At 66.5% G+C, this 22,946-nt stretch carries 21 protein-coding genes, 1 pseudogene and 2 riboswitches; of the genes and pseudogenes, 11 read left to right on the top strand and 11 right to left on the bottom strand.

Annotated elements, in window-relative coordinates:
* Nucleotide 1 precedes the first annotated feature (1 nt).
* Nucleotides 2–2,287: a TonB-dependent receptor gene (locus J8I34_RS15315; protein ID WP_209806365.1), complete on the bottom strand. Its 2,286-nt coding sequence runs from the start codon at nucleotides 2,285–2,287 to the stop codon at nucleotides 2–4.
* A gap of 249 nt (nucleotides 2,288–2,536) precedes the next feature.
* Nucleotides 2,537–2,638: riboswitch (glycine riboswitch) on the top strand.
* Nucleotides 2,639–2,759: riboswitch (glycine riboswitch) on the top strand.
* A 54-nt stretch (nucleotides 2,760–2,813) separates the two neighbouring features.
* Here J8I34_RS15315 and J8I34_RS15310 point away from each other — a divergent pair.
* Nucleotides 2,814–4,079, top strand: a complete 1,266-nt coding sequence (locus J8I34_RS15310) for a D-amino acid dehydrogenase (RefSeq protein ID WP_209773589.1) — start codon at nucleotides 2,814–2,816, stop codon at nucleotides 4,077–4,079.
* A gap of 236 nt (nucleotides 4,080–4,315) precedes the next feature.
* Here J8I34_RS15310 and J8I34_RS15305 read toward each other — a convergent pair whose 3' ends face one another.
* The 3 genes from J8I34_RS15305 to J8I34_RS15295 are packed head-to-tail and all read right to left on the bottom strand — an operon-like array spanning nucleotide 4,316 to nucleotide 6,402.
* A complete protein-coding gene (locus J8I34_RS15305) occupies nucleotides 4,316–4,714 on the bottom strand; it encodes a Zn-ribbon domain-containing OB-fold protein (RefSeq protein ID WP_209773587.1) in 399 nt (132 codons plus the stop codon).
* Between the two features lie 24 nt (nucleotides 4,715–4,738).
* Nucleotides 4,739–5,905, bottom strand: coding sequence for a thiolase family protein (locus tag J8I34_RS15300; protein WP_029047037.1), 1,167 nt, complete (start codon nucleotides 5,903–5,905; stop codon nucleotides 4,739–4,741).
* A 38-nt stretch (nucleotides 5,906–5,943) separates the two neighbouring features.
* Nucleotides 5,944–6,402 carry a MaoC family dehydratase gene (locus tag J8I34_RS15295; protein ID WP_209773584.1) on the bottom strand — a complete coding sequence of 153 codons (459 nt, stop codon included), beginning with the start codon at nucleotides 6,400–6,402 and terminating at the stop codon, nucleotides 5,944–5,946.
* 280 nt (nucleotides 6,403–6,682) lie between these two features.
* On the opposite strand from J8I34_RS15295, the gene J8I34_RS15290 reads away from it, so the two are divergent.
* Complete coding sequence (locus tag J8I34_RS15290) at nucleotides 6,683–7,606, top strand: LysR family transcriptional regulator (RefSeq protein WP_029047035.1); 924 nt, start codon at nucleotides 6,683–6,685, stop codon at nucleotides 7,604–7,606.
* A 10-nt stretch (nucleotides 7,607–7,616) separates the two neighbouring features.
* Here the strand turns inward: J8I34_RS15290 and J8I34_RS15285 are convergent, their stop codons facing one another.
* Nucleotides 7,617–8,135: an Lrp/AsnC family transcriptional regulator gene (locus tag J8I34_RS15285; RefSeq protein ID WP_029047034.1), complete on the bottom strand. Its 519-nt coding sequence runs from the start codon at nucleotides 8,133–8,135 to the stop codon at nucleotides 7,617–7,619.
* A 172-nt stretch (nucleotides 8,136–8,307) separates the two neighbouring features.
* On the opposite strand from J8I34_RS15285, the gene mdeB reads away from it, so the two are divergent.
* On the top strand, nucleotides 8,308–11,013 hold the full coding sequence (mdeB, locus tag J8I34_RS15280; RefSeq protein ID WP_209773578.1) for an alpha-ketoglutarate dehydrogenase: 2,706 nt from the start codon (nucleotides 8,308–8,310) through the stop codon (nucleotides 11,011–11,013).
* On the opposite strand, the gene J8I34_RS15275 is transcribed toward mdeB, so the two are convergent.
* Nucleotides 10,971–11,417: a MerR family transcriptional regulator gene (locus J8I34_RS15275; RefSeq protein ID WP_051320457.1), complete on the bottom strand. Its 447-nt coding sequence runs from the start codon at nucleotides 11,415–11,417 to the stop codon at nucleotides 10,971–10,973. The genes mdeB and J8I34_RS15275 overlap by 43 nt on opposite strands.
* A gap of 127 nt (nucleotides 11,418–11,544) precedes the next feature.
* Here J8I34_RS15275 and J8I34_RS15270 point away from each other — a divergent pair, with 127 nt between their 5' ends.
* The 5 genes from J8I34_RS15270 (at nucleotide 11,545) to J8I34_RS15250 (ending at nucleotide 15,942) form a co-directional block, all read left to right on the top strand.
* Nucleotides 11,545–11,769 (top strand): DUF2188 domain-containing protein, encoded by a 225-nt coding sequence (locus J8I34_RS15270; RefSeq protein WP_209773576.1) that lies wholly within the window; start codon nucleotides 11,545–11,547, stop codon nucleotides 11,767–11,769.
* A 171-nt stretch (nucleotides 11,770–11,940) separates the two neighbouring features.
* Nucleotides 11,941–12,786: a TauD/TfdA dioxygenase family protein gene (locus J8I34_RS15265; protein WP_029047032.1), complete on the top strand. Its 846-nt coding sequence runs from the start codon at nucleotides 11,941–11,943 to the stop codon at nucleotides 12,784–12,786.
* 30 nt (nucleotides 12,787–12,816) lie between these two features.
* Complete coding sequence (locus tag J8I34_RS15260) at nucleotides 12,817–13,875, top strand: beta-keto acid cleavage family enzyme (protein ID WP_029047031.1); 1,059 nt, start codon at nucleotides 12,817–12,819, stop codon at nucleotides 13,873–13,875.
* A gap of 65 nt (nucleotides 13,876–13,940) precedes the next feature.
* Nucleotides 13,941–14,957 carry a tripartite tricarboxylate transporter substrate binding protein gene (locus tag J8I34_RS15255; protein WP_209806364.1) on the top strand — a complete coding sequence of 339 codons (1,017 nt, stop codon included), beginning with the start codon at nucleotides 13,941–13,943 and terminating at the stop codon, nucleotides 14,955–14,957.
* 13 nt (nucleotides 14,958–14,970) lie between these two features.
* Nucleotides 14,971–15,942 (top strand): quinone oxidoreductase family protein, encoded by a 972-nt coding sequence (locus J8I34_RS15250; RefSeq protein ID WP_209773573.1) that lies wholly within the window; start codon nucleotides 14,971–14,973, stop codon nucleotides 15,940–15,942.
* On the opposite strand, the gene J8I34_RS15245 is transcribed toward J8I34_RS15250, so the two are convergent.
* The 5 genes and pseudogenes from J8I34_RS15245 to J8I34_RS15225 form a co-directional block, all read right to left on the bottom strand.
* Complete coding sequence (locus J8I34_RS15245; RefSeq protein WP_035877506.1) at nucleotides 15,929–16,987, bottom strand: AraC family transcriptional regulator; 1,059 nt, start codon at nucleotides 16,985–16,987, stop codon at nucleotides 15,929–15,931. The two genes, J8I34_RS15250 and J8I34_RS15245, sit on opposite strands and share 14 nt — an antisense overlap.
* A 200-nt stretch (nucleotides 16,988–17,187) precedes the next feature.
* Nucleotides 17,188–17,844: a DUF799 domain-containing protein gene (locus tag J8I34_RS15240; RefSeq protein ID WP_209773572.1), complete on the bottom strand. Its 657-nt coding sequence runs from the start codon at nucleotides 17,842–17,844 to the stop codon at nucleotides 17,188–17,190.
* A complete protein-coding gene (locus J8I34_RS15235; RefSeq protein WP_209806383.1) occupies nucleotides 17,841–18,260 on the bottom strand; it encodes a DUF4810 domain-containing protein in 420 nt (139 codons plus the stop codon). Before J8I34_RS15235 ends, J8I34_RS15240 begins: the two co-directional genes overlap by 4 nt.
* A 29-nt stretch (nucleotides 18,261–18,289) precedes the next feature.
* Nucleotides 18,290–18,967: a CsgG/HfaB family protein gene (locus tag J8I34_RS15230; protein WP_051320456.1), complete on the bottom strand. Its 678-nt coding sequence runs from the start codon at nucleotides 18,965–18,967 to the stop codon at nucleotides 18,290–18,292.
* A 143-nt stretch (nucleotides 18,968–19,110) separates the two neighbouring features.
* Nucleotides 19,111–19,502, bottom strand: a pseudogene (locus tag J8I34_RS15225) (oxidoreductase); the annotation flags it as partial.
* A gap of 75 nt (nucleotides 19,503–19,577) precedes the next feature.
* Between J8I34_RS15225 and J8I34_RS15220 the strand changes: the two are divergent.
* The 3 genes from J8I34_RS15220 (at nucleotide 19,578) to J8I34_RS15210 (ending at nucleotide 22,823) form a co-directional block, all read left to right on the top strand.
* Complete coding sequence (locus J8I34_RS15220; RefSeq protein WP_209773571.1) at nucleotides 19,578–20,504, top strand: LysR family transcriptional regulator; 927 nt, start codon at nucleotides 19,578–19,580, stop codon at nucleotides 20,502–20,504.
* Nucleotides 20,505–20,759: 255 nt separating this feature from the next.
* The gene (locus J8I34_RS15215) at nucleotides 20,760–21,869 is read left to right on the top strand and encodes an alkene reductase (RefSeq protein ID WP_209806363.1); all 1,110 of its coding nucleotides are present in this window, start codon (nucleotides 20,760–20,762) and stop codon (nucleotides 21,867–21,869) included.
* 102 nt (nucleotides 21,870–21,971) lie between these two features.
* Entirely contained in the window at nucleotides 21,972–22,823 is an 852-nt protein-coding gene (locus J8I34_RS15210) for an MFS transporter (RefSeq protein ID WP_209773569.1), read from the top strand.
* Nucleotides 22,824–22,946 lie beyond the last annotated feature (123 nt).

The raw sequence follows: 22,946 nt of genomic DNA, 5'->3' as shown, positions 1-22,946 counted from the left end.
CTCAGAAGGAAAGCTTGGCCTCGGCGTAGAACGTCCGGCCCGGGTATGGGTGGTAGACGAAGTAACGCTGGCCGGTCAGGTTGTCGATGCCAAGCCCGAGGCGCACGTTCCTGGCGGGCTTGTAGGTCACCTTGACGTCGAAGGTCAGGAAACTGCTGGTGCCGCCGAAGGTGTCGGGATTGACGTCGCTGTTGTCGAGCGTATTGTACTGCCGCCCCGAATAGGTCATCGCCAGCGTGCCGGCCCATGCCGGCGTGAAGCGGTAGGTGCCAACGAGGTTCGCGCGCCACTGCGGGATGCGATAGAAATACTTGCCCACCGAGGCCGGGTTATTGGCGTTCTCCAGCGTCTTCGAATGGTTGTATGCGCCGCTGGCGGACAGGTCGAAGCCGCTCACCAGCACGTCGCGCCCGTCGTAGGCCAGCTCGATGCCGCGCGTGCGCACGCGGTCGACGTTCTGGAAGCTGGTGACGGTGGGGAACACCGTGGTGTTGGTCTGGCTGACCAGCGCATCGCGGATGTCGTCCTCATACACCGACACGCGGAAGTACGAACGGTCGACCGTGCGCTCGAAGGTCAGGTCCTTCGAAAACGAGCGTTCCGGCTTCAGGTTGGGATCGTTGTTGATCAGCGAGGTGCCGGTGATGCGGCCCTGGAACAGCTCGGCGACGGTCGGATAGCGATAGGCCTGGCCGAGCGACAGCCGGCCCAGCCAGTCCTGCCCGATGGCCTTTTCCAGCGCCAGCTTGGGCGACCAGTTGGACTCGCTGCGCACCGGGTAGGCGACATCCACGCCCGGCTGGCTGCGGCTGCCGTCATAGGCGCGCCAGTGCTCCCAGCGCACGCCCGGGATCAGCTTCCAGTCATCGGCGAAGTACCACGCGTCCTGCGCATACAGCGCCTGCGTCTCGGTCTTGCCGGCAAAGGCGTTGTTGAACGCGGAGATGGTGGCGGCCTGCCAGTCCGAAGTGTTGTAAGTGGTGTTGCTGAGCCGGTAGTTGTCGTAGTGGTAGCCGAAGGTGACCCAGTGGCCGCCCTTGAGCTGCTGCGGGCGATAGTCGGCCTTCAGGTCGAGCGTGCGCCAGCCGGTGCCGTCGCCATAGGTCACCGTGCCCGGGCCGTTGCCCGCGGTGCTGGCGGTGCGGCCGATGTCCTTGCTGACATCGAACAGCGACGCCACGCCGGAGAAGTTCCAGCCGGTCTCGTTGCGCGTGCGCAGCGACAGGCCGTAGAGCCAGCGCGCGTCTTCGCCATTGCTGGGCGCGAATGCGTTGGCAGGGATCACGTAGCGGAAGCCGCCGATATTGACCGGGCCGCTCGACACTCCATTGCCGTTGGCATCGCGCAGGTAGCTGCCGGTGGCGCTGGAACGGTCCTGCTGCCAGTAGGCGGCGGTGAACTGCGCCTGCAGCGTGTTGGTGATGTCGTAGGCGAGCTTGACCTTGAGCTGGTCCTGCACGGTGTGCGTGACGCCCTCGCTGTTGACGCCCATCACGGTGCGATCGGCGCCGGTCTGGTCCTGGTCGAAGTAGGCGCCGGTCACGGGCTTGTCGGCCGAGGTCGCACGCACGCTGGAGCGCGCCGCGGTGTAGAAGCTCAGCGGCTGGCTCTTGCTGTCCTGCCGGTCCACGCTGACCAGCCACGAGAACGGCCCGACGCGGTCGCCCACGTAGGCGTTGGCGTGCACGCCGTTGAAATTGTCGTGCGTGCCGTACAGGTTGAAGCGCTGCGTGAGCAGCTGCACGCTGGCATCGCCCTCGAACTTCTCCGGCGTGCGCGTGCTGATCAGCACGGTCGCCCCCAGCGAATTGCCCGGATACAGCGCCGAATACGGGCCATACAGCACGTCGACGCGCTCGATCTCGGCGGCGTTGACCAGCGACCAGCGCGGCGGGAAGGTGAAATCGGAGCCCAGCAGGTTCGACAGCAACAGGCCGTCGGCATAGACCAGCCCGCGTGCCGACTGCCGCGAGCTGGTGCTGCGCACCGAGATGATCGAGTTCATATCGCCGATGAAGCGCTTGCGCACGGCGAGGTTGGGCGCGTACTTGAGCGCGTCTTCGGTGTTGACCACGTTGAAGTCCGCCATGCGCGCGGCGCTGATGCCGTAGGCGGGCGATGGCGTATTGGGCGGCGTGGCGGGCGTTTCGCCGCGCTCGCTCTTGGCCGAGACCACGACTTCCTGCAGGGGCTGCGGCGCGGCGACGGGTCCATCCGCCTGCGCGCCGGCAATGCCGGGGCCCATCAGCGCGGCCGAAGCGGCCAGCGCGATCCGGTTTCTTCTCACTGGAATGCCTTTTCTGTTCTTCTGGCTCGCCCGTCTGGTGCGCCGTATCCGGCTCGTGGCGCACTTCCTCCGCGTAGCGAGTGCCGACATTCTAGGTGCCGGGACGGTTTGACGCAGTGCGACATAGCGCCGCGCCGGTGCGGAAACAAGGCGGCCGACCCAGGCGAGTGCCTGAAGCTCCATCCACGTTTACCCGCATATCCACACGGGGGCTTTATCTCTAGATTTGCCCGGATTGGCTCACACGCCAACGTGATGCTGGGAGAGACTGATCCGGCGGCAGCCGCCGCGGACAGCGCCGAAGGAGCAACCGCCCCGGAAACTCTCAGGCAGAAGGACCGGTATCACGCGTCACAGCACTCTGAAGAATGCCGCCATCGTCAGCCGGCATACCGAAGGAGCAAGCGGCCCTCGCCCCCCGTACAAGCGGCGATTGTCGTGAATCTCTCAGGTCAGGAACAGAGGGGGCGTCCGCCACGCATGTCGCGTGCGGGCTCCAACTCCGACGTTTCTGGACTGCCAGATCATGAAGACAATCGCCGTCATCGGCGGTGGCATCACCGGTGTCACCACTGCCTACGCGCTCGCCCGGCGCGGATTCTCCGTCACCCTGTTCGAGCGCCACCGCTACGCCGCGATGGAAACCTCGTTCGCCAATGGCGGGCAGCTTTCCGCCTCCAACGCCGAGGTCTGGACGCACTGGTCCACCATCCTCAAGGGCCTGAAGTGGATGCTGCGCAGCGATGCGCCGCTGCTGGTCAACCCGCGCCCGAGCTGGCACAAGCTGAGCTGGTTCGCCGAGTTCATCGCCTCGATCCCGCACTACCGCCGCAACACCATCGAAACGGCGCGCCTGGCCATCGCGGCGCGCGAGCACCTGTTCGCGTGGGCCGCGCAGGAAGGCATCGACTTCGACCACAAGCGCGAAGGCATCCTGCATATCTACCGCGACAAGGCCGGCTTCGAGCACGCGGGCCGCGTCTCGGCCCTGCTGGCACAGGGCGGGCTGGAGCGCCGCGCGGTCACGCCGGCGGAAATGCGCGCGATCGAGCCGACGCTGGCCGGCACGTACTACGGCGGCTATTTCACCGAAAGCGATTCGACCGGCGACATCCACAAGTTCACCAGCGGCCTGGCCGCCGCCATCGAGCGCATGGGCGTGCGCTGCCGCTACGGCGAGGACGTGCGCAATGTCACCACCGATGGCCGCAGCGCCAGCGTCACCGTGCAGGAAGGCGCGCACAGCACCACCTCGACCTTCGACGGCGCGGTGATCTGCGCCGGCACCGCCAGCCGCGCGCTGGCCGCCGGGCTGGGCGACCGTGTCAACATCTATCCGGTCAAAGGCTATTCCATCACCGTCAACCTGAACGACGCCGCCAGCCGCGCCGCTGCGCCGACCGTCAGCCTGCTCGACGACGAAACCAAGCTGGTCACCAGCCGCCTCGGCAACGACCGCTTCCGCGTGGCCGGCACCGCGGAGTTCAACGGCTTCAACCGCGACATCCGCGCCGACCGCATCCGGCCGCTGGTGGAATGGGTGCAGCAGTGCTTCCCCGGCGTCAGCACGCGCAGCGTGGTGCCGTGGGCGGGGCTGCGTCCGATGCTGCCCGACATGCTGCCGCGCGTTGGCCGCGGGCGGGCGCGGTGCATCTTCTACAACACCGGGCACGGGCACCTGGGCTGGACGCTGTCCGCGGTGACGGCGGATATGGTGGCCGGGGTGGTGGCGCAGGCGCTGGAAGCGCAGAAGGTGGCGGTGCCAGGTGGGATGGCGCTAGGGAGGGCCTGAGCGGCTGGCTGCAAATGCAGGGTGACGACAGCGGGATTTCAAACCAGAACTACCGCCCATTGTGAACGCACCGCTCTCCCGCGAAGTGGGAGAGGGGTGGGGGTGAGGGCCGGAGCATCAACGAAGTGAAGGGCGTCGCTATGCCAGCGCCTGCCCTCACCCCCGGCCCCTCTCCCGCAAGCGGGCGAGGGGAGCAAACCAGCGGCGCACGTTGCATGCGTCGTCTGGCATCACCTTCAGGCCGGCGCAAACACCGGCACCGGCGCCCCGTCCGCGCTGGGCGCGAACTTGACCTTCACCTTCTGCCCGATGCGCACTTCATCGAGATCGCAATCGACGATATGGGTCATCATGGTCACGCCCTCGTCCAGCTTCACGTAGGCGATGCAGTATGCCTGCGGGCCAGCCTTGCGCGTGACGCTGTACGAGTAGATGGTGCCGCGGCCGCTGGCGGTCTTCCAGACCGTATCGCCCATGCAGAACGGGCACAGCGTGCGCGGATACCAGTGCGTCTTGCCGCATGACTGGCAGTGCTTGACCAGCAGCCGGCCTTCGCGCGCGGCCTGCCAGAATTCGATGTTGTCGGGCTGTTCGTCCGGGGCCTTGTAGGCCATGGGAGTGTGTGGGGTCGTCATGTCAGTTGCTCCGGCGATCGTTCATCATTCACGCTCGAGGATCAGGGTGGCGCTGCCGTGGCGCGAGCCCAGGTAGCCGCCAGTGCCTTGCGCCAGCGCCAGGTCGCAGTTCTTCACCTGCACCGCCGGATGCGCCTCGCCGCGCAACTGGCGCACGGCCTCGATCACCTTGGTGATGCCGCCGCGGTTGGCCGGGTGGTTGTTGCACAGGCCGCCGCCATCGGTATTGAACGGCAGCTTGCCGACACCCGAGATCAGGTTGCCGTCGGCCACGAACTTGCCGCCTTCGCCCTTCTTGCAGAAGCCCAGGTCTTCCAGCTGCATCAGCACGGTGATGGTGAAGCTGTCGTAGATCGAGGCGTACTTGATATCGGCCGGGGTCACGCCCGCTTCCGCGAACGCGGCCGCGCCCGAGAACTTCGCGCCCGACCAGCTCAGGTCGACTTCGCCGCCCAGCTGGCCCTTGACGTACTCGCCGGCACCCACGATCTTCACCTTCGGACGCTTGAGCGTGGCCGCGATCTCGGGACGCGCCACGATCAGCGCACCTCCGCCGTCGGACACCACGCAGCAATCGAGCTTGTGCAGCGGGTCGGCGATCAAGGGCGAGTTCAGCACCTCTTCCACCGTGACCACGTTGCGCAGCATCGCATGCGGGTTGTGCTGCGCGTGGTGCGACGCGGCCACCTTGACCCATGCCAGCTGCTCGGGCGTGGTGCCGTACTCGTACATATGGCGCATGGCCACCATCGCGTACAGGTTGACGGTGACGGGATTGAACGGCGCCTCGAACGGCGCGTCCGGCAGGTTGGCGCCCCAGTTGCGCGCCTGCGTGCCGGTCGAGCCTTCCGAGCGCGGCCGGCCCGCCAGCGTGATCAGCGCCACGTTGCACTTGCCGGCGGCAATGGCCTGCGCGGCGTGCGAGACATGCACCAGGTAGGCGGAGCCGCCGGTGTCGGTGGAGTCCACATGGCGCACCTTCAGGCCCAGGTAGTCGATCATATTGGTGGCGCCCAGCCCCGGCGCATCGCCGGCGCAGAAATAGCCGTCGACGTCCGCCAGGGTCAGGCCGGCGTCGGCCAGCGCGCCGCGCGCGGATTCCGCGTGCAGCTGCGCCACCGACTTGTCCGGCGCCTTGCGGGTCGGGTGCTCGTAGGCCCCGACGATATATGCCTTGCCTTTGATGCTCATGGGAGTCTCGTCCTGCTTGGGATGGATATTGGGTAAGTTCAGAAACGCATCAGCACCAGCCAGGTCGCCACCATGGCCGGCCGCTCGCTGCCCTCGACCTGCATCTCGACTTTCCAGTGACAGCGCACTTCGCCGGGGCGGACATCGTCGAGCTGCTGCAGCGTGAACGCACCGCGCACGCGCGCGCCGGCCGGCACCGGGCCGGTGAAGCGCAGCCGGTCGAAGCCATAGTTCAACGCCAGCTTGCGGCCCGGGAAGGCAAAGCACTGCCCGAACGCCGCCGACACCATCGACAGGATCAGGAAGGCGTGCGCGACCGTGCAGCCGTATGGCGAATCCGCCGCGGCGCGCTCGGGGTCCACGTAGACCCACTGCCGGTCATGGGTCAGCTCGGCAAAGGTATCGATGGCGGACTGCCCGATGGGGAAATACTCGCTCACCGCGGCCGGCGCGGCGCAAAGCGCGCGCAGGTCGTCGAGCGATGCAATGCTGTGCATGAGGCTCCTGTCGGTCCAGGTCTCGCCGGGCGCGATCGGCGCGATCGGCGCTATTGGCGCGATCGGTCCAGGCGGTCGGCTGTGTCCATTACGTTCCTTGGTACTGAATCCTGATGCTGTACCGCAGCTTGCGGTCGAGTGTAGCGACGGCACCGAAGCAACGTCCAATATCGTTTCCCGCTCGATTGATAAGCAGCGTTTATCGGCCCACCCGGTGCGCGCGGTTGCCCGGGGGACGCCCCGCGCACTAAGATGTGGCTCCCGCATCCCCACTGACCCCATGGAACTGCGCCGCATCCGGCACTTCGTCGTGCTGGCCGAGACCCTCAATTTCCGCCGCGCGGCAGAACGCCTGCATATCGCCCAGCCCGCGCTGACGGTCTCGATCCAGAAGCTCGAGTCTGAGCTGGACGCCACCCTGTTCGTGCGCGAGCCGCGCGGCGTCACGCTGACCGAGACCGGCCGCGCCGCGCTGGCCGAGGCCCGGCGCATCCTGTTCCATGCCGGCCAGTTCAGCGAGCTGGTGCAATCGGCCAGCAGCGGCATGGCCGGCACCTTGCGGGTGGGTTTTGTCGGCACCACGACCTCGCACCTGCTGCCACGGCTGGTGACGCGCTTCCGCAATGAATATCCCGGTGTCGAACTGGTGCTGCGCGAAGCGACCTCGACCCGCATCATGCAATGGCTGGAAGACGAGGCGCTGGACGTGGGCCTGGTGCGCACGCCGCTGCTGACGCCGGGCAATACCGCGCTGGCGCTGCTGGAGCGCGACCGCTTTGTCGCCGCCCTGCCGCGCAGCCATCCGCTGGCGGGCAAGCCGTCGCTGACGCTGGCCGACCTGGCGCAGGAGCGCTTTGTCATGTACGAGCAAAGCGAAGCCTCTGGCCTGCGCAGCGCCGCGCTGTCGGCATGCCAGACGGCCGGCTTCCAGCCGCGCGTCACGCAGGAGGCCACGCAGGTGCAGACCGTGCTGGCGCTGGTGGAGAGCGGGCTGGGCGTGGCGCTGGTGCCGTCGATCATGCAGCGCTTCGCCAACGACCGCATGGTGATCCGCGACCTGGCGGGCTATCCGGACAGTGCCGGCATCGGCCTGGCGCTCACCTGGCTGCCGGCGCACGACAGCCCGGTGGTACGGCATTTCCGCGAAGTGGCGTTGTCGGAATTCGCGGTGGATGGCGGCAACGAGGAGCGTGGCGCGCCCTAGCCTGCGCAAGCTATTCGCCCTCTTCTTCCGCCACGCTCAGGGTCAGTCCTGCCGCGGGCAGCGGCAGGGCCGTGCGGTATCGCACCTGCTTCAGCGCGAAGCTCGACCGGATATTGGACACCCCCGGGATCTTGGTCAGCTGCTCCAGGATAAAGCGCTCCAGGCTCTGCATGCTGGGCACGACCACGCGCAGCAGGTAGTCCGCATCGCCCGTCATCAGGTAGCACTCCATCACTTCCGGACGCTTGTCGATCGCCGCCTCGAAACGGCGCAGCGCGTCTTCCACCTGCTTTTCCAGGCTGACCTGGATAAACACATTGATGCGCAGGCCCAGCGCCTCGGCATTGAGCAATGTGACCTGCTGCTTGATCAGTCCCATTTTCTCCAGCGCCTTGACGCGGTTGAAGCAAGGCGTCGGCGACAGGTTCACGGCGCGCGCCAGCTCGGCATTGGTGATGCGGGCGTTCTGCTGCAGCTGGTTGAGGATGGCGATATCGATGCGATCGAGCCTGAGCGAGGTTTCGTTCATGATGTAACAATTCCGGATTCTGGCGTTTATTGAGAATTTTTATACTGTGATAGGTGGTTCAGGCAAGGCAATTCAGACACATTCTCCGCGGCTCCAGGCGTAACCTTGTTGGCATCGGCGGGCTTTGGCGGGCGCGCCGCCACAGACAAGCAATACGGACAGGAGCGGTGCCATGACTAACCTGGCAAACGGTGTGCAATCGATGCTCGCGCTGCCTTCGGCCAACGAAGACAGCGATCCCCAGGAAACGCGCGAATGGCTGGACGCGCTCGAAGGCGTGCTGGCGCACGCCGGCAGCGCGCGCGCCAGCTTCCTGCTGCGGCGCCTGGCCTCGCATGCCGCGGCGCAGGGCCTGCCGCCGCCCGGCGCCGGCCCGAGCGCCTATGTGAATACGATTCCCGTGCAGGCGCAGCCGCCCTACCCCGGCGACCTCGAGATTGAGGCCCGGCTGGGCGCCGCGCTGCGCTGGAATGCGCTGGCCATGGTGGTGCGCGCCAACCGCGCCTATGGCGAACTGGGCGGGCATATCGCCAGCTATGCCTCGGCGGCCGACCTGTTCGAAGTCGGATTCAACCACTTCTTCCGCGCCGACAGCAGCGCAGAACAGGGCGGAGACCTCGTCTATTTCCAGCCGCACTCCGCGCCCGGCGTCTATGCCCGCGCCTACCTGGAAGGCTTCCTCGACGAAACCCACCTGCAGCACTACCGGCGCGAGATCGCCGGACCCGGACTGTGCTCCTACCCGCATCCCTGGCTGATGCCGGACTTCTGGCAGTTCCCGACCGGCTCGATGGGCATCGGCCCCATCAATTCGATCTACCAGGCGCGCTTCATGCGCTACCTGCAGAACCGCGGGCTGCAGCCGGCGTCGTCGCGCAAGGTCTGGGGCTTCTTCGGCGATGGCGAGATGGACGAGCCCGAATCGATCGGCGCCTTGTCGCTGGCCGCACGCGAGCAGCTCGACAACCTGGTGTTCGTCATCAACTGCAACCTGCAGCGGCTCGACGGGCCCGTGCGCGGCAACGGCCGCATCGTCGATGAACTCGAAGCGCTGTTTGCCGGCGCCGGCTGGAACGTGATCAAGGTGCTGTGGGGCTCGGACTGGGACGAGCTGTTCGCGCGCGACCGCTCCGGCGCGCTGGTGCGGGCCTTCGCGCAGACCGTCGACGGCCAGTTCCAGACCTTCTCCGCCAACGACGGCGCCTACAACCGCGAGCACTTCTTCCAGCAGAACCCCGAGCTCGCCGCCCTCGCCGCGCACCTGAGCAACGACGACATCGACCGCCTGCGCCGCGGCGGCCACGACCTGCGCAAGCTGCACGCCGCCTACGCGCGCGCCATGGACCACCGCGGCCAACCGACCGTAATCCTGGCCAAGACCATGAAGGGCTTCGGCATGGGCACGGTGGGCCAGGGCCGCATGACCACGCACCAGCAGAAGAAGCTGGAACTGGAAGACCTGAAGGCGTTCCGCGACCGCTTCCAGCTGCCGCTGTCGGACGACGACGTCGCCAACCTGCGCTTCTACAAACCCGCCGACGACAGCCCGGAGATGCGCTACCTGCACGCACGCCGGGCCGCGCTTGGCGGCTACCTGCCGCGGCGCCGGCAGGCCGCGACCACCGCGCTCGCGGTGCCGCCGTCCGGCCAGTGGGCCAGCTTCGCGCTGGCCGCGGACGGCAAGGAGATGTCGACCACCATGGCCGTGGTGCGCATGCTCGGCAGCCTGCTCAAGGACGCCACGCTGGGACCGCGCATCGTGCCGGTGGTCGCTGACGAGGCGCGCACCTTCGGCATGGCCAACCTGTTCCGGCAGGTCGGCATCTATTCGCCGCTGGGCCAGCGCTATGAGCCGGAAGACCTGGGTTCGATGCTGTACTACCGCGAATCCACCGGCGGGCAGATCCTGGAAGAAGGCATCTCGGAAGCCGGCGCGATCTCGTCATGGATCGCCGCGGCCACCGCGTACAGCGTGCACGACCTGCCGATGCTGCCGTTCTACATCTACTACTCGATGTTCGGCTTCCAGCGCATCGGCGACCTGATCTGGGCCGCGGCCGACCAGCGCGCCCGCGGCTTCCTGATCGGCGCCACCTCGGGCAAGACCACGCTCGGCGGCGAGGGGCTGCAGCACCAGGACGGCACCAGCCACCTGGCCGCGTCGACCATCCCAAACTGCCGCGCGTGGGATCCCGCCTTTGCCTATGAAGTGGCGGTGATCGTGGAGCATGGCATGCGCGAGATGGGCGAGCAGCAGCGCGACGTCTTCTACTACGTCACCGTCGGCAACGAGAACTATGCGCAGCCGTCGATGCCGCAGCCGGCCGAGGCCGCGCGCGACGGCATCCTGAAGGGCATGTATTCGCTCATGCCGCACCGGCGCGATGCCAGCCACGTCAACCTGCTCGGCGCGGGCGCCATCCTGCCCGAGGTGATCAACGCCGCGCGCCTGCTCGAAGACGACTGGGGCGTGGTGGCGCAGGTGTGGAGCGTCACCAGCTTTACCGAACTGCAGCGCGACGCGATCGCCGTGGAACGCAGCAACCGCTTGAACGACGAACATGCCCGCTCGTATGTCGAGACGGTGCTGGACGGATCGGACGGCCCGGTGATCGCCGCCACCGACTATGTGCGCGCGGTGCCGGAGCTGATCCGCGCGTGCGTGCCGGGGCGCTACGTGACGCTGGGCACCGATGGCTTTGGCCGCAGCGACACGCGCCAGGCCTTGCGCGCGTTCTTCGAGGTAGACCGGTATTCCGTCGTGGTCGCGGCGCTGCGGGCGCTGGCCGATGACGGCAAGCTTTCGCCCGATGTGGTGCGCGCGGCGCGGGAACGCTATGGCAAGTCGGCCGGCAAGGCCGCGGCATGGCAGGCCTGATCTGAATCGATGTTCGCAGCCAGCGTGTCGATCAAGGGGCAATACTCCTCGTTGCCGTTGGCATGGCATTGACCGATCAGGTTCTTCAGTTCCGCGCGCATCCGCCGCAGGTTCCGCAGCCTTTCCTCCACCAGGCCGAGCTTTCGCTCGGCCAGTGCGCGAGCCGTGCTGCACTGGCCGTGGTTCTGCTGCAGCAGTACCCGGACTTCATCCAGCGTGAACCCGAGTGATTGGGCCTGGCGGATGAAATGCAGCCGCTGCAGGCTCTGTTGCGAATACTGGCGAATGGCGCCATGGGCGCGCTCGGGCACCGGCAGCAGCCCGCACCGATGGTAGTAGCGTACTGTCTCCACGCCAACACCAGCCGCCCTGGCCAGCTTCCCGATCGTCAGTGTGTGCTCCATCGCTTGACTCCGTACCCCGGTACGGTCCTAGGCTACGCGAAAGCTGCACTTGGGTGAAGGAGGGTTGCATTTCGACCGCAAAACGACAGCGGCCGCCATATGTAGCGGTAACTCTAGAAAGGTCATTATGCAATCGCGAATCATTCGTGTTCTGCCCGCAGAACATGGTTGGGCACTGGAGTTCACCGGGCTCGATATCAAGCCCCAGAGGTTTCCGACCATGGAAGCGGCAATCGCGGCCGGCTGGGATGTGGCCAGGCGGCAGAACGCCGAATTGCACATCCATCGTCATGACGGGAATGTGCAATTGCGCAGTGCGCGCGACGGCAAGCAACAGGATCCGCAGCGGTGATGCCGCGCGACGGCGGCCCGCCACAAGCGAGTCGAGGCCCGCTCCCACTTGTCCCAAATTAACAAACGAATGTCCCAGTAAAGCAAGCGAGCGCGCTTCGATCGCCCGATACTCCATCTCCAAGCAGGCCATGACCTGTACGCAGATCCACCAACTGCTGGAGACATCGAAATGGAGATCAGGCAGATCACCCCGGCCATTGGCGCCGAAATCACAGGCGTCCATCTCGGCGACGCGGCGCGTGATCCGGCGCTCTTCGCCGACATCAAGGCAGCGCTGCTCAGGCACCGCGTGCTCTTCTTCCGCAAGCAGGACATCACGCGTGCCGAGCACGTCGCGTTCGCCAGCGCCTTCGGCAAGCTGGAAGACCATCCCGTGGCCGGCAGCGACCCGGATCATCCGGGCCTGGTGCGCGTCTACCGCAGCGACAACCCGCACAGCTACGAGAACAACTACCACTGCGATGGCCTGTGGCGCCCCAACCCCGCCATGGGCGCGGTGCTGCGCTGCATCGAATGCCCCGAGATCGGCGGCGACACCATCTGGGTCAACATGGTGAAGGCCTACGAGGAACTGCCGGACGACATCAAGGTGAAGATCGACGGGCTGCGTGCCCGCGCCAGCATCGAGCAGAGCTTCGGCGCGGTCATGACGCCCGAGGCGCGCGCGAAGCTCGCGCAGGACCATCCGCCGGCGGAGCATCCGGTCGTGCGCACGCATCCGGAAACCGGCGAAAAGGTGCTGTTCGTCGGTGCCGGCTTCTCGACCTACTTCACCAACTACAGCACGCCGGCCAACGTGCGGCACGGCATCGACAAGGCGCCCGGTGCCGCACTGCTGCTCAACTACCTGATCAGCCGCGCCACCATTCCCGAATACCAGGTGCGCTGGTCCTGGCAGCAGGGCGACATCGCTGTCTGGGACAACCGCTGCACGCAGCACTACGCGCTCAACGACTACTGGCCCGCCCCGCGCAAGATGGAGCGCGCGGCCATCGTCGGCGACACCCCCTACTGAACCGACTGCCTTCCGACCCGGAGACTCCCCATGTACTTCCTCGATGGCCACCTCTTTCCCGAAAACCAGCAGCCGCTGATCATCACGGCCGCACCGTATGCCCCCGGCTGGCTGCCTTCCGATTTCCCCGAAGACATTCCGGTCACCATGGAGGCGCAGATCCAGAAGGCGGTGGACTGCTACAACGCCGGCGCCACCGTGCTGCACCTGCATGTGCGCGAACTGGACGGCAAGGGCTCCAAGCGCCTGTCCAAGTTCAACGAACTGATTTCGGGCGTGCGTGCCGCGGTGCCCGACATGATCATCCAGGTGGGCGGCTCGATCTCCTTCGCGCCCGAGGACGAGGGACAGGCCGCCAAATGGCTGTCGGACGACACCCGCCACATGCTGGCCGACCTGGATCCCACGCCGGACCAGGTCACGGTGACGGTCAATACCTCGCAGATGAACGTTACCGACCATGCGGAAGACGCTGACTTCCGCGGCACCTCGCGCGAAGACATGGCGCTCTTCGACGCCTACAAGAACATGACGGTGCCGGCCAATCCCGGCTGGGTGGAAGAGCACGTGCGCCGGCTGACCGCCGCCGGCATCCAGAGCGAATTCCAGTGCTACAACATCAATAGCCTGGAGTCGGTGGAGCGGCTGATGCGGCGCGGCTTCTACAAGGGCCCGCTGAACCTCAACTGGGTGGCGATCGGCGGCGGCATGGACACGCCCAGCGTCTACAGCCTGGCCAACTTCATGCGCGCCGTCCCGGACGGCGCGGTGGTGACGGTCGAGAGCAATGTGCGCAACGTACTGCCGGTCAATACCATGGGCATTGCCATGGGCCTGCACGTGCGCTGCGGCACCGAGGACGTGCTGTGGAACCCGCGGCGCACGGCGAAGCAGGGCACCGTGGAGCAGATCGAGCAGCTGGTGCGCATCTCCCGCGAACTCGGCCGTGACATCGCCACCGCCAAAGAGGCACGCGAGATCTGCAGGATCGGCGTGTTCTACGACACGGTGGAAGAATCGCTGCAGGCCAACGGCTTCGCCCCCAACCGCAACGGCGGCACCCAGGGCTTCCTGCGCAAGACCCAGTAAGGCGCACTCCCCCGCCGACACGGCCCGCCAACAGGGCCGAGGGACATAAGACAAGGAGACAAGCAATGAAACGCTCCCCCCAGATCCGCCCCCCCCAGATCCGGCGCCGCGCGGTGGTGCTCGCGCTTGCCCTCGGCGCGCTGCTGCCGGCCGCCCGGGCGGTGCACGCCGCCCCGGCTACCGAGTGGCCGGCCAAGCCGGTGCGGATACTCGTCGGCGCGCCACCGGGCGGCACCGCGGACATCCTCGCACGGCTCTTTGCCCATGAGCTGCAACGGCCGCTCGGGCAGCCGGTGGTCGTCGACTACAAGGCCGGCGCGGCAGGAACGATTGCCGTGCAGAGCATGCTGTCCGCGCCGCGCGACGGCTATACCTTGCTGCTGATCCAGAAGGGCATCGCCTCGGAGGTGCCGCAAGCCATCAAGGTGTCCTACGACCCGTTCAAGGACATCGTCCCGCTGGTGCAGCTCACGCGCCAGGGCCTGGTCCTGGTCGGCAATCCCGGCCTTCCCGCGAAAAACCTCGCCGAGCTGGTCAAGTACGTCAAGGCCAACCCCGGCAAGATCGATATCGCGAACTTCGGCATCGGCCTGCGCGGCCACACCATCGGCGTCCAGTTCAACCGCCTGGCGGGGCTCGATACCGGCGCGGTGAGCTACAGAGGCTCTCCGCCTGCCTTGCAGGACATCATGGGCGGCCAGGTTTCGCTGATGTTCGACGGGCCGGCGACGTCCATGCCGTTCATCAAGGCCGGCAAGCTGCGAGCCTTCGCGGTGGCCTTCCCGCAGCGGCTCGCCGCGCTGCCCAACGTTCCCACGTTTGCGGAACTGGGCTACCCGGACCTCAGCGAGGTGGGCTGGATGGGATTGTGGGCGGCGCCCGGCCTGCCGCCGGCCGTGGTAAGCAAGCTGCGCGAGGCGACGCTCGCCGCCATGCAATCGCCCACGCTGCGGCGCAAGATCGAAGAGCTGGGCATGGAGGTCGGCACGCCGGCCACGCCGGACGAGCTTGCCAGGGACGTGCGCGAGTCGTACGACCGCCAGGGCAAGGTGCTGCGTTCGATTCAGTTCAAGCCGGAATGACACAGGAGACAGCATGAAGGCGGTACGAGTACTACCGGGCGCGGAGGGTGGCCAGCTGGCCGTGCAGGAGATCCCGACCCCGCGGCCCGGCCCCGGCGAGGTGCTGGTGCGGGTACGCGCATCGGGCATCAACTATGGCGAGCTCAAGTACATGCGGGAACACCGGACCGGTGCGCCGATGACGGCCGGCGTGGAGTTTGCCGGCGAGGTCGCCAGCGTCGGCGAGCAGGTCAGCGGCTGGCGCGAAGGCGACCGGGTGATGGGCCACGGGCGCGGCTGTCACGCTCAGTATGTCGTCGCCGCGCCGCTGGCGCTGATGCCGGTGCCACCCGGGGTATCGTGGGCCGATGCGGCCGCGTTCCCCAATGTGTTCATCACCGCCCATGACGCGCTGGTCAGCAACGGCGAGCTCAAGGCCGGCGAGACGGTGTTCATCAACGGCGCCTCGGGCGGGGTCGGCATGGCCGCGGTGATGACCGCCGCTGCGCTCGGCGCGAGGGTGATTGCTTCCTCGCGCTCGGCGTCCAAGCTGGAGCGCCTGGCAGGCTATGGCGTCGATGTCGGCGTCAACGCGTCGTGCGAATCGCAGGTCGAGGCCATCATGGCAGCCACCGACGGGCGTGGTGTGGACGTCATCATCGATACCATCGGCGGCACGGTCTTCGAAGACCACATCAAGAGCCTGGCAGTCAAGGGCCGCCTGGTCAACCTGGCGCGGCTGGGCGGCGCCAGTACTGCCCAGGTCGATCTCAACCTGCTGTGGCATAACCGGCTGAAGCTGATCGGCGCCACCTTCCGCACGCGCACCGAGGCCGAACGCCTCGAATGCGTGCAGGCCTGCGCGCGCGACCTGATGCCCTTCTTCCGCGAAGGCAAGCTGCGCCTGCCGATCGACCGCACCTTCCCCATGGATGCGATCGGCGAGGCCTATGCCTGCATCGAACGCGGCCAGCATATGGGCAAGATCGTGCTTATTGCCGACTGACGGCCGGTCCCGTGCGCCGGCGGCCCGTTGTTGCCTGATCGGCCGCCTGCAAACGCCATTGCGTGACGCTGCAGCCAAAGCTGGCGCGGAACCAATGACTGAAACTGCTCTGGTTCGAGAATCCCAGCAGCCCCGCGATCTCGCCGAGCGGCAGGTCGCTCTCCTGCAGGTGCCGCCTGACCAGCTCGGAACGGACTTCGTCGAGCAAGGCCGAGAAGGTCAGCCCGTCGACGATGAGATGGCGATGCAGCGTGCGACGGTCCACGCGAAGATGCCGCGCCACCTGCTGGGCGGTACAACGCCCGCCGGGCAGCAGCGCCATGATCAGCTCGCGGCACGCCTCGCGCATGCCTTCGCCGCGCTGGCGCAGCGATGCCTCAAGGTAATCCCGTGCCAACTGGATGGCCCCGGAATGGTCGGGCGTGCGCGGCGTGTCCAGGTCGGCCGCCGCGCAGACCAGGCCATTGAATGGCTGGTTGAACATCGGGTTGCGGCCGAAGAATGCACGGTGCGCCGCGATATCCGCCGGCGGCCGGTGTGTAAAGCAAACCTGCTGCGGCCGCCACTGCGGCCCGATCAGCTCGCGCAGGATCCGGAACATCATGGCCACGCTCAACTCCATCGCCTGCCGCGTTGCCGCGCCCGGCCCCGGCAGCAGGTCTTCACGGATGACCACGGTCTGGCCGATCTCTTCGATGCGCATGACCAGCGAGGTGCTGATCAGCTTCAGGTAGCGGCACAGGGCATCGAGCGCGTGCCTCGGCGAAGGCTCCTCCTTCAGCACCAGGCTGATCGGCCCCAGGTTGGAAAACGTGCGGCGCGCCGCCAGCCGCAGCGCAAAATCCTCCGTGCCCGTGGCGCTGGCGGTGAGTTCGAGCAGCTCGCGCAGTGCCCGGCTGGGAATCAGCGCCTGCGGGTCCCTGAGCAGCCGCGCGGACAGCCCCGCCTTGCGCAGCAAGGCGCCGGGATCATGCCCGAGCGACTCCGTCAGCTCGATGTAGCCGCTCAGGCTGGCGCTGCGGACAAGTCTTCCGACGTTTTGCATGGCGAGGCCCGGCGTGCGCGGGGACTGCGCCGGGATGTTCGTGAGAGGCAATGGGGTGCTGCGGGGACGGGGTCTCGCACACAGGTGCGTGCAGTATGCCTCAAACGAAGGCTTGCGATCGGCGCGTGGGGAGCGTAAGCGCGATCAGGACAGATAGCATGGTCGGACCGGCACATGGCACCGGTCCGATTCGCCTGGGCTCAGTCAGACTGGTACTTGGGTGAGCGCGGCCCGTAGAGGATGCCGGCAGGCTGGCCGGCCGACAACAGCTGGTAGCTCGCGGTGCCCGCCACGCTGTAGCTCGCATCGAACGTGTGGTTCATGACCTGCGTCACCGCCGCATTGATGAGCATGCCGATCAGCCCGCCGCCACTGCTGGAACTGTCGGTGGCCGACACGGCCGTACCACTCCACAGGACATCGCCGGTCTTGAGGTCGACCAGCCTGGCGTTGGCAGCCACGCGGGTCACGCTGCTGATGACCTGGTATTTCGAACCATATTCGGTCACGGTCACGTACAGCGCGGCATCGGCCCCGAAGATTTCGCGCAGCTTGGCCACCGGCACGGCATGGATGTCGCCCGGCACGTTCAGGCCGTTCTGCCTGAACGTCTCTTCAACCAGTGCGACCGGCAACACGTAGTAGCCCGATTCCGCCAGCGGGACCGTCGCTTGCGACAGCATGGCATAGGTGGCCTTGACGTCCGGCGACTCGTTCAGCGGCGGCAGCACCACGATCGAGCGGGGACGGCTGGCCTTGAACGCGGCGTAGTCCACCTGCTTGTTCTGCACCGCGCAACCGGCGAACAGCAGCACGACACCCAGGCTGGCGATATAGGTAAGAAGCCGGCGCATCATTTGGTGCTCCCTGCCGCGGGCGCGGCCTTGCTGGCGTCCGCCTTGATTTCAGTGCGGCTGTCGCTCTTGACATTCCGCAACAGGAAATCCATGTACGGCGTGGCCTCGGGGAAAAGGGTTTTCTCGGTCTGGAACTCGCTGACCATCTGGTCCGGCTTGCCGAGGTTGAGATACAGCATGCCAAGCTGGGCATGGTAGCCCGGCGGCACGGCGCCGCCCTTGGCCTGGATCTTCTGCAAACCCGCTTCCAGCGCGGTCACCTGCGCCTCCCTGGACTCGCCCTTGAAGTACTCATAGACCTGGGCCTGGTACCCCTCCCACTGATACATGGGCTGTGGACCCGCGCAGCCGGCGAGCAAAATACTGCCGGCGGCTGACAACAACGCTGCCCTGCGCAACGTGACCGTTTGCATCATCATTATTCTCGTTTTGGTGAAGGACTGGATTACTTCTGACCCGGGTTCCACGCCCCGCTCTCGATGGCGGCCACAAGGTGGTTGATCGCCTCGCGCATGGCCAGGTCCATGACCTTGCCGTTCAGCGTCGAGTCATAGCTGGCCCTGCCTCCAAAGCCGATCACTTCGCGGTTCGACAGCGTGTATTCACCCGCTCCCTGGGTCGAATAAACCACTTCCGAGGTCGAGATGTTGATGATGTTCAGGTTGACCTTGGCATAGGCCACCTGGGACTTGCCCCGGCCAAGGATGCCGAAGAGCTGTACGTCGCCGACTTCCTTGCGGCCAAACTCGGTGATGTCGCCGGTGACGACAAAGTCAGCGCCCTTCAGACGCTGCGCCTGGTTCTTGATCGTTGCCTCGCGCCTGATCTCGTCGAGGTTTTCACGCTCGAGCACGTTGAAGCGGTTGGTCTGCTGCAGGTGGGTGACCAGGCTGGTCTTGGCCTGGCCGCTCAGGCGATCGATGCCGTCCGAGAACACGCCACGCATGTAGTTCGAGCGGTTGTCGAACTTGCCCACCGCGATGGGCGTGCGCACGCCGTTGTAGGGACGGCTGGCGCTTTCCACTTTCTGGACCGGCAGCGCGGTCGATGATTCGGTGGCGCAACCGGCCAGGCCAAGCGCGGCAGCGATGGCGAGCAGGCAGCATGTCTTGGTTTGTTTCACTGATTTCTCCTGGTTTGCAGTGGGGACGCGGCGGCTATTATGGCGCGGCGGCGCCCGGGACGCGACTGGCATTGCAACCGGCGGCGTCATTCCAGGTGGGACCAGGAGGAAGGTGGCATCCGACTAGCTGCAGCGACCGGCTGCAAATCGGCCCAGCCCGCGGCGATCGCTTCGCGCGCGCGTTCCGCGGTGTACTGGCCCGCATAGATCAGCACGCCGGGGAATGCTTCGCGCAGCTTGCGCTTGAATGCCGCCGGCATCAGCGGCGCATCGTCCCAGTCCGCTTCCGCGATGTGGAGGTAGCCGACGCCGAGTTCGCCCAGCAGCCTGGCCGCGGCAGGTATGTCGTCTCCGGATCGTCATCGACGCAGCCGTTCAGCGTGGTCAGCGGCGCGAGGCGGATGCCGACGCGCGACGCGTCGCCCGTGCCTTCGATCAGCGCCTGCGCGACTTCGCCGAGGAAACGCAAGCGGTTCTCCAGCGACCCGCCGTAGGCGTCCGTGCGCGTGTTGGCGTTCGAGTCGATGAACTGGTTGGACCGCAGTGTGCCCGCTTTACTTTTGCGCGAAAATGGGCCTATAAACCAAACAGTCTTGATTCCAGATCAACAATGAACATCACCCTCGACGAACTCCAGGCGTTTGCGGCCGTGGTCGACACCGGTTCGATCACCGCCGCCGCGCAGCAGCTGAACCTGACCGTGTCGGCAACGAGCCGCACGCTCGCGCGGCTCGAGGAGAAGCTGAAGACCACGCTGCTGCGCCGGACCACGCGCCGGCTGGAGCTGACCGAGGAAGGCCGGGCCTTCCTGCAGAATGCGCGGGCGATCATCGACTCGGTCGAAAGCGCCGAAGAGCAGATGCTCGCGCGGCGCGAGAAGCCGTCCGGGCGCCTGCGGGTCGACGCCGCGACGCCGTTCATGCTGCACGTGATCGTGCCGCTGGTGCGCGGCTATCGCGAGCGCTATCCGCAGGTGGAACTGGAGCTGAACAGCAACGAAGGCATCATCGACCTGCTCGAGCGGCGCACCGACGTCGCGATCCGGATCGGGCGACTGAAGGATTCGACGCTGCATAGCCGGCTGATCGGCAACAGCCGTGTGCGCATTCTCGCCAGTCCGGCATATCTTGACGCGCACGGCCAGCCGCGCAAGGTCGGGGATCTCGGCGGGCATGCGCTGCTCGGTTTCAATCAGCCCGAGTCGCTGAACGTGTGGCCGATTCTTGGCGCGGATGGCGAGCCGTACCGGATCGCGCCGGCGGTGTGGTCATCGAGCGGAGAGACACTCAGGCAACTTGCGCTAGAAGGGGCAGGCATCGTCTGCCTGTCGGATTTCATGACCGCGCAGGATCGCGAGTCCGGGCGCCTCGTGCAGGTCCTTGCGCGCCACACGCAGGACGTGCGGCAGCCGGTGCATGCTGTCTACTACAGGAACACGGCCATTTCGTCGCGGATCGCGTCGTTCGTCGAGTATCTGATCGAAGTGCTCGGCAGCGGGAGCGGCGGGCGTGGGGCGCCGGCCTGGACGGATCGATGAGCTTGCGGCATTGAGGCAGGTCGCGCGTGAGCACACATGCATTACCTGCGCAACGGCAGCGTGGCCCATCGGACGTCTCCTCTGCCGCCTCAGCATGCCAGGTCCATATCTTTGATCTGAAATCAAAAATATTTGACCCATACAAGGCTTAATCAACAAATATAAATCGCGCAAACTGCGATCCGTCGAAGAACTCCCTGTGCCCGCGGCCACGCGACCCCGTGGCCGCCCCCCCTTCCTCATCAAGGTCCACAAATGAGTCTACTGTTCAAGCCCTTTAGCCTGGGCGAGCGCCAGCTCGCCAACCGGATCGCCATGGCGCCGCTGACCCGTTCCCGGAACCCGGATGGTGTTCCGAACGATCTCAACGCGCTCTACTACAGCCAACGCGCCGACGCCGGCCTGATCGTGACCGAAGGTACGGTGATCTCTCCCAGCGCACAGGGCTTCCTGTTCAACCCCGGCCTCTACACCCCGCAACAGGTGGAAGGCTGGCGCAAGGTCACGGACGCCGTCCACGCGAAGCGCGGTACGATCTTCACCCAGCTCTGGCATGTCGGCCGCGTGAGCCATGTTTCGATCCAGCCCGGTGGCATTCAGCCCGTCAGTGCAACCGGCCAGACCGCGAAAGACACCAAGGCCTGGGGTTATACCGCCGACGGCACGCCGGGGGCGGTCGATGTGTCCGAGCCTCGCGCACTGACGACAGGCGAGGTCTATGGCGTGATCGCCGATTTTGCCGAGGCCGCCGCCAATGCGATGCAGGCTGGATTCGACGGCGTCGAGCTGCACGGCGCCAATGGCTACCTGATCGAGCAGTTCCTGAACCCGGCGGTGAACGATCGCACCGATGAATTCCGCGGCAACACCCTGGAGAGCCGCACCCGTTTCGCCTTGGCAGCCATCGATGCGGTCGCGGCGCGGATCGGTGCGCAACGCACGGCCATCCGCTTGTCTCCCTATGGCGGCCTCGGCGACATGGCCGCGTACCCTGAGCTCGAAGACACGTATCTCTATCTCGCCGATGAACTCTCCAGGCGGAACATCGCCTACGTCCACCTGATGGACCAGAGCACGCGCGGCAGTTCGGCCACGCCAAGTGATTTCCTTGAAAAATTCCGCCGTCGATTCACGGGCGTGCTGATCCTGGCCGGAGGCATGACGCGCGCACGCGCCGAGGATCTCATCGCCGACGGTCTCATCGACATCGCGGCATTCGGCGAGCCGTTCATTGCCAACCCCGACCTGGTCGCTCGCCTTGAGAACGACTGGCCCCTGGCCACGTCCATCCGTTCGCTCCACTACGGCGGCGGCGCCGAGGGCTACACGGACTATCCCGCCTACGACGGCAGGGCCGCGGCCTGAACTTGTTCGTCTCGTGCGCCAGTGGCGTTACCGGCGTATCGGTCGCCGCTGGCCTCGCACGCAAACCCTCTTGGTCGATGTCATCCTGAAGGATCCGCCCCCATGAAATCCAATACCGCACTGCTTGCGCTCGCCATCGGCGCCTTCGGAATCGGTACCACCGAGTTCGCGCCGATGGGGTTGCTGCCCGTGATCGCCGAAGGCGTCGACGTCAGCATCCCGACGGCGGGGATGCTCATCACCGCGTATGCGGTTGGCGTGATGGTCGGCGCGCCGGTGATGACGATGCTGTTCAGCCGGTTCGGCAAGCGTGCCGCACTGATGGCGCTGATGGCAATCTTCACCGTAGGCAACCTGCTGTCGGCGCTCGCGCCGGGATATGCGACGCTGCTTGCGTCGCGCCTGGTCACCAGCCTGAACCACGGCGCCTTCTTCGGCCTCGGTGCCGTGGTCGCCGCGAGCGTGGTGCCGAAGGACAAGCAGGCCAGCGCCGTGGCCACGATGTTCATGGGACTGACCATCGCCAACATTGGTGGCGTGCCGGCGGCAACCTGGATCGGACAGCAGGTCGGCTGGCGCCTCGCGTTCGCCGGTACCGCCGTGCTCGGGCTGGCCGCCATCGTCGCGCTCTGGCTGGCGCTCCCATTCGCCCTCTCCCATCATGTCACCGCGGCACTTGGACTGTTGGCCTGGGGAGCCGCGACCTTCGCCGTCGTGCCGCCGGTGCAGATGCGGGTGATGGAAGCCGCTGCGGAAGCGCCGGGGCTGGCCTCGTCGATCAACGTCGGTGCCTTCAATCTCGGCAATGCCCTCGGCGCCGCGCTGGGTGGCGGGGTCATCAGCATGGGACTCGGCTATCGCGCCGTGCCAGTTGCCGGCGGCCTGCTGGCCGCGGCCGGATTCCTGCTGGTGTGGCACGGCCGGGCCAGCAGGCGAGCCCTGGCGGCTTCGTGAGCGCTGTGGGAGCGCTGTGGGAGCGCTGTGGGAGCGCTGTGGGAGCGCTGTGGTAGCGCAATGGGAGCACCCATGCGCGTCATGCCAATCCCATCCAGCGCCGCGTGATGTCAGCCAATGCCC

Source organism: Cupriavidus phytohabitans, from assembly GCF_017815025.1.
Classification (GTDB): Bacteria; Pseudomonadota; Gammaproteobacteria; order Burkholderiales; family Burkholderiaceae; genus Cupriavidus.
This window is presented reverse-complemented; position numbering and strand designations above follow the sequence as displayed.

Bases quoted from the DNA above. Each gene is read 5' to 3' on its own strand.
- J8I34_RS15275 (WP_051320457.1), bottom strand. From the start codon at position 11,417: ATGGAGCACACACTGACGATCGGGAAGCTGGCCAGGGCGGCTGGTGTT.
- J8I34_RS15240 (WP_209773572.1), bottom strand. From the start codon at position 17,844: ATGATGCGCCGGCTTCTTACCTATATCGCCAGCCTGGGTGTCGTGCTG.
- mdeB (WP_209773578.1), top strand. From the start codon at position 8,308: ATGACTAACCTGGCAAACGGTGTGCAATCGATGCTCGCGCTGCCTTCG.
- J8I34_RS15255 (WP_209806364.1), top strand. From the start codon at position 13,941: ATGAAACGCTCCCCCCAGATCCGCCCCCCCCAGATCCGGCGCCGCGCG.
- J8I34_RS15210 (WP_209773569.1), top strand. From the start codon at position 21,972: ATGAAATCCAATACCGCACTGCTTGCGCTCGCCATCGGCGCCTTCGGA.
- J8I34_RS15235 (WP_209806383.1), bottom strand. From the start codon at position 18,260: ATGATGCAAACGGTCACGTTGCGCAGGGCAGCGTTGTTGTCAGCCGCC.
- J8I34_RS15310 (WP_209773589.1), top strand. From the start codon at position 2,814: ATGAAGACAATCGCCGTCATCGGCGGTGGCATCACCGGTGTCACCACT.
- J8I34_RS15270 (WP_209773576.1), top strand. From the start codon at position 11,545: ATGCAATCGCGAATCATTCGTGTTCTGCCCGCAGAACATGGTTGGGCA.
- J8I34_RS15215 (WP_209806363.1), top strand. From the start codon at position 20,760: ATGAGTCTACTGTTCAAGCCCTTTAGCCTGGGCGAGCGCCAGCTCGCC.
- J8I34_RS15250 (WP_209773573.1), top strand. From the start codon at position 14,971: ATGAAGGCGGTACGAGTACTACCGGGCGCGGAGGGTGGCCAGCTGGCC.
- J8I34_RS15300 (WP_029047037.1), bottom strand. From the start codon at position 5,905: ATGAGCATCAAAGGCAAGGCATATATCGTCGGGGCCTACGAGCACCCG.
- J8I34_RS15290 (WP_029047035.1), top strand. From the start codon at position 6,683: ATGGAACTGCGCCGCATCCGGCACTTCGTCGTGCTGGCCGAGACCCTC.
- J8I34_RS15305 (WP_209773587.1), bottom strand. From the start codon at position 4,714: ATGACGACCCCACACACTCCCATGGCCTACAAGGCCCCGGACGAACAG.
- J8I34_RS15295 (WP_209773584.1), bottom strand. From the start codon at position 6,402: ATGCACAGCATTGCATCGCTCGACGACCTGCGCGCGCTTTGCGCCGCG.
- J8I34_RS15220 (WP_209773571.1), top strand. From the start codon at position 19,578: ATGAACATCACCCTCGACGAACTCCAGGCGTTTGCGGCCGTGGTCGAC.
- J8I34_RS15285 (WP_029047034.1), bottom strand. From the start codon at position 8,135: ATGAACGAAACCTCGCTCAGGCTCGATCGCATCGATATCGCCATCCTC.
- J8I34_RS15260 (WP_029047031.1), top strand. From the start codon at position 12,817: ATGTACTTCCTCGATGGCCACCTCTTTCCCGAAAACCAGCAGCCGCTG.
- J8I34_RS15265 (WP_029047032.1), top strand. From the start codon at position 11,941: ATGGAGATCAGGCAGATCACCCCGGCCATTGGCGCCGAAATCACAGGC.
- J8I34_RS15245 (WP_035877506.1), bottom strand. From the start codon at position 16,987: ATGCAAAACGTCGGAAGACTTGTCCGCAGCGCCAGCCTGAGCGGCTAC.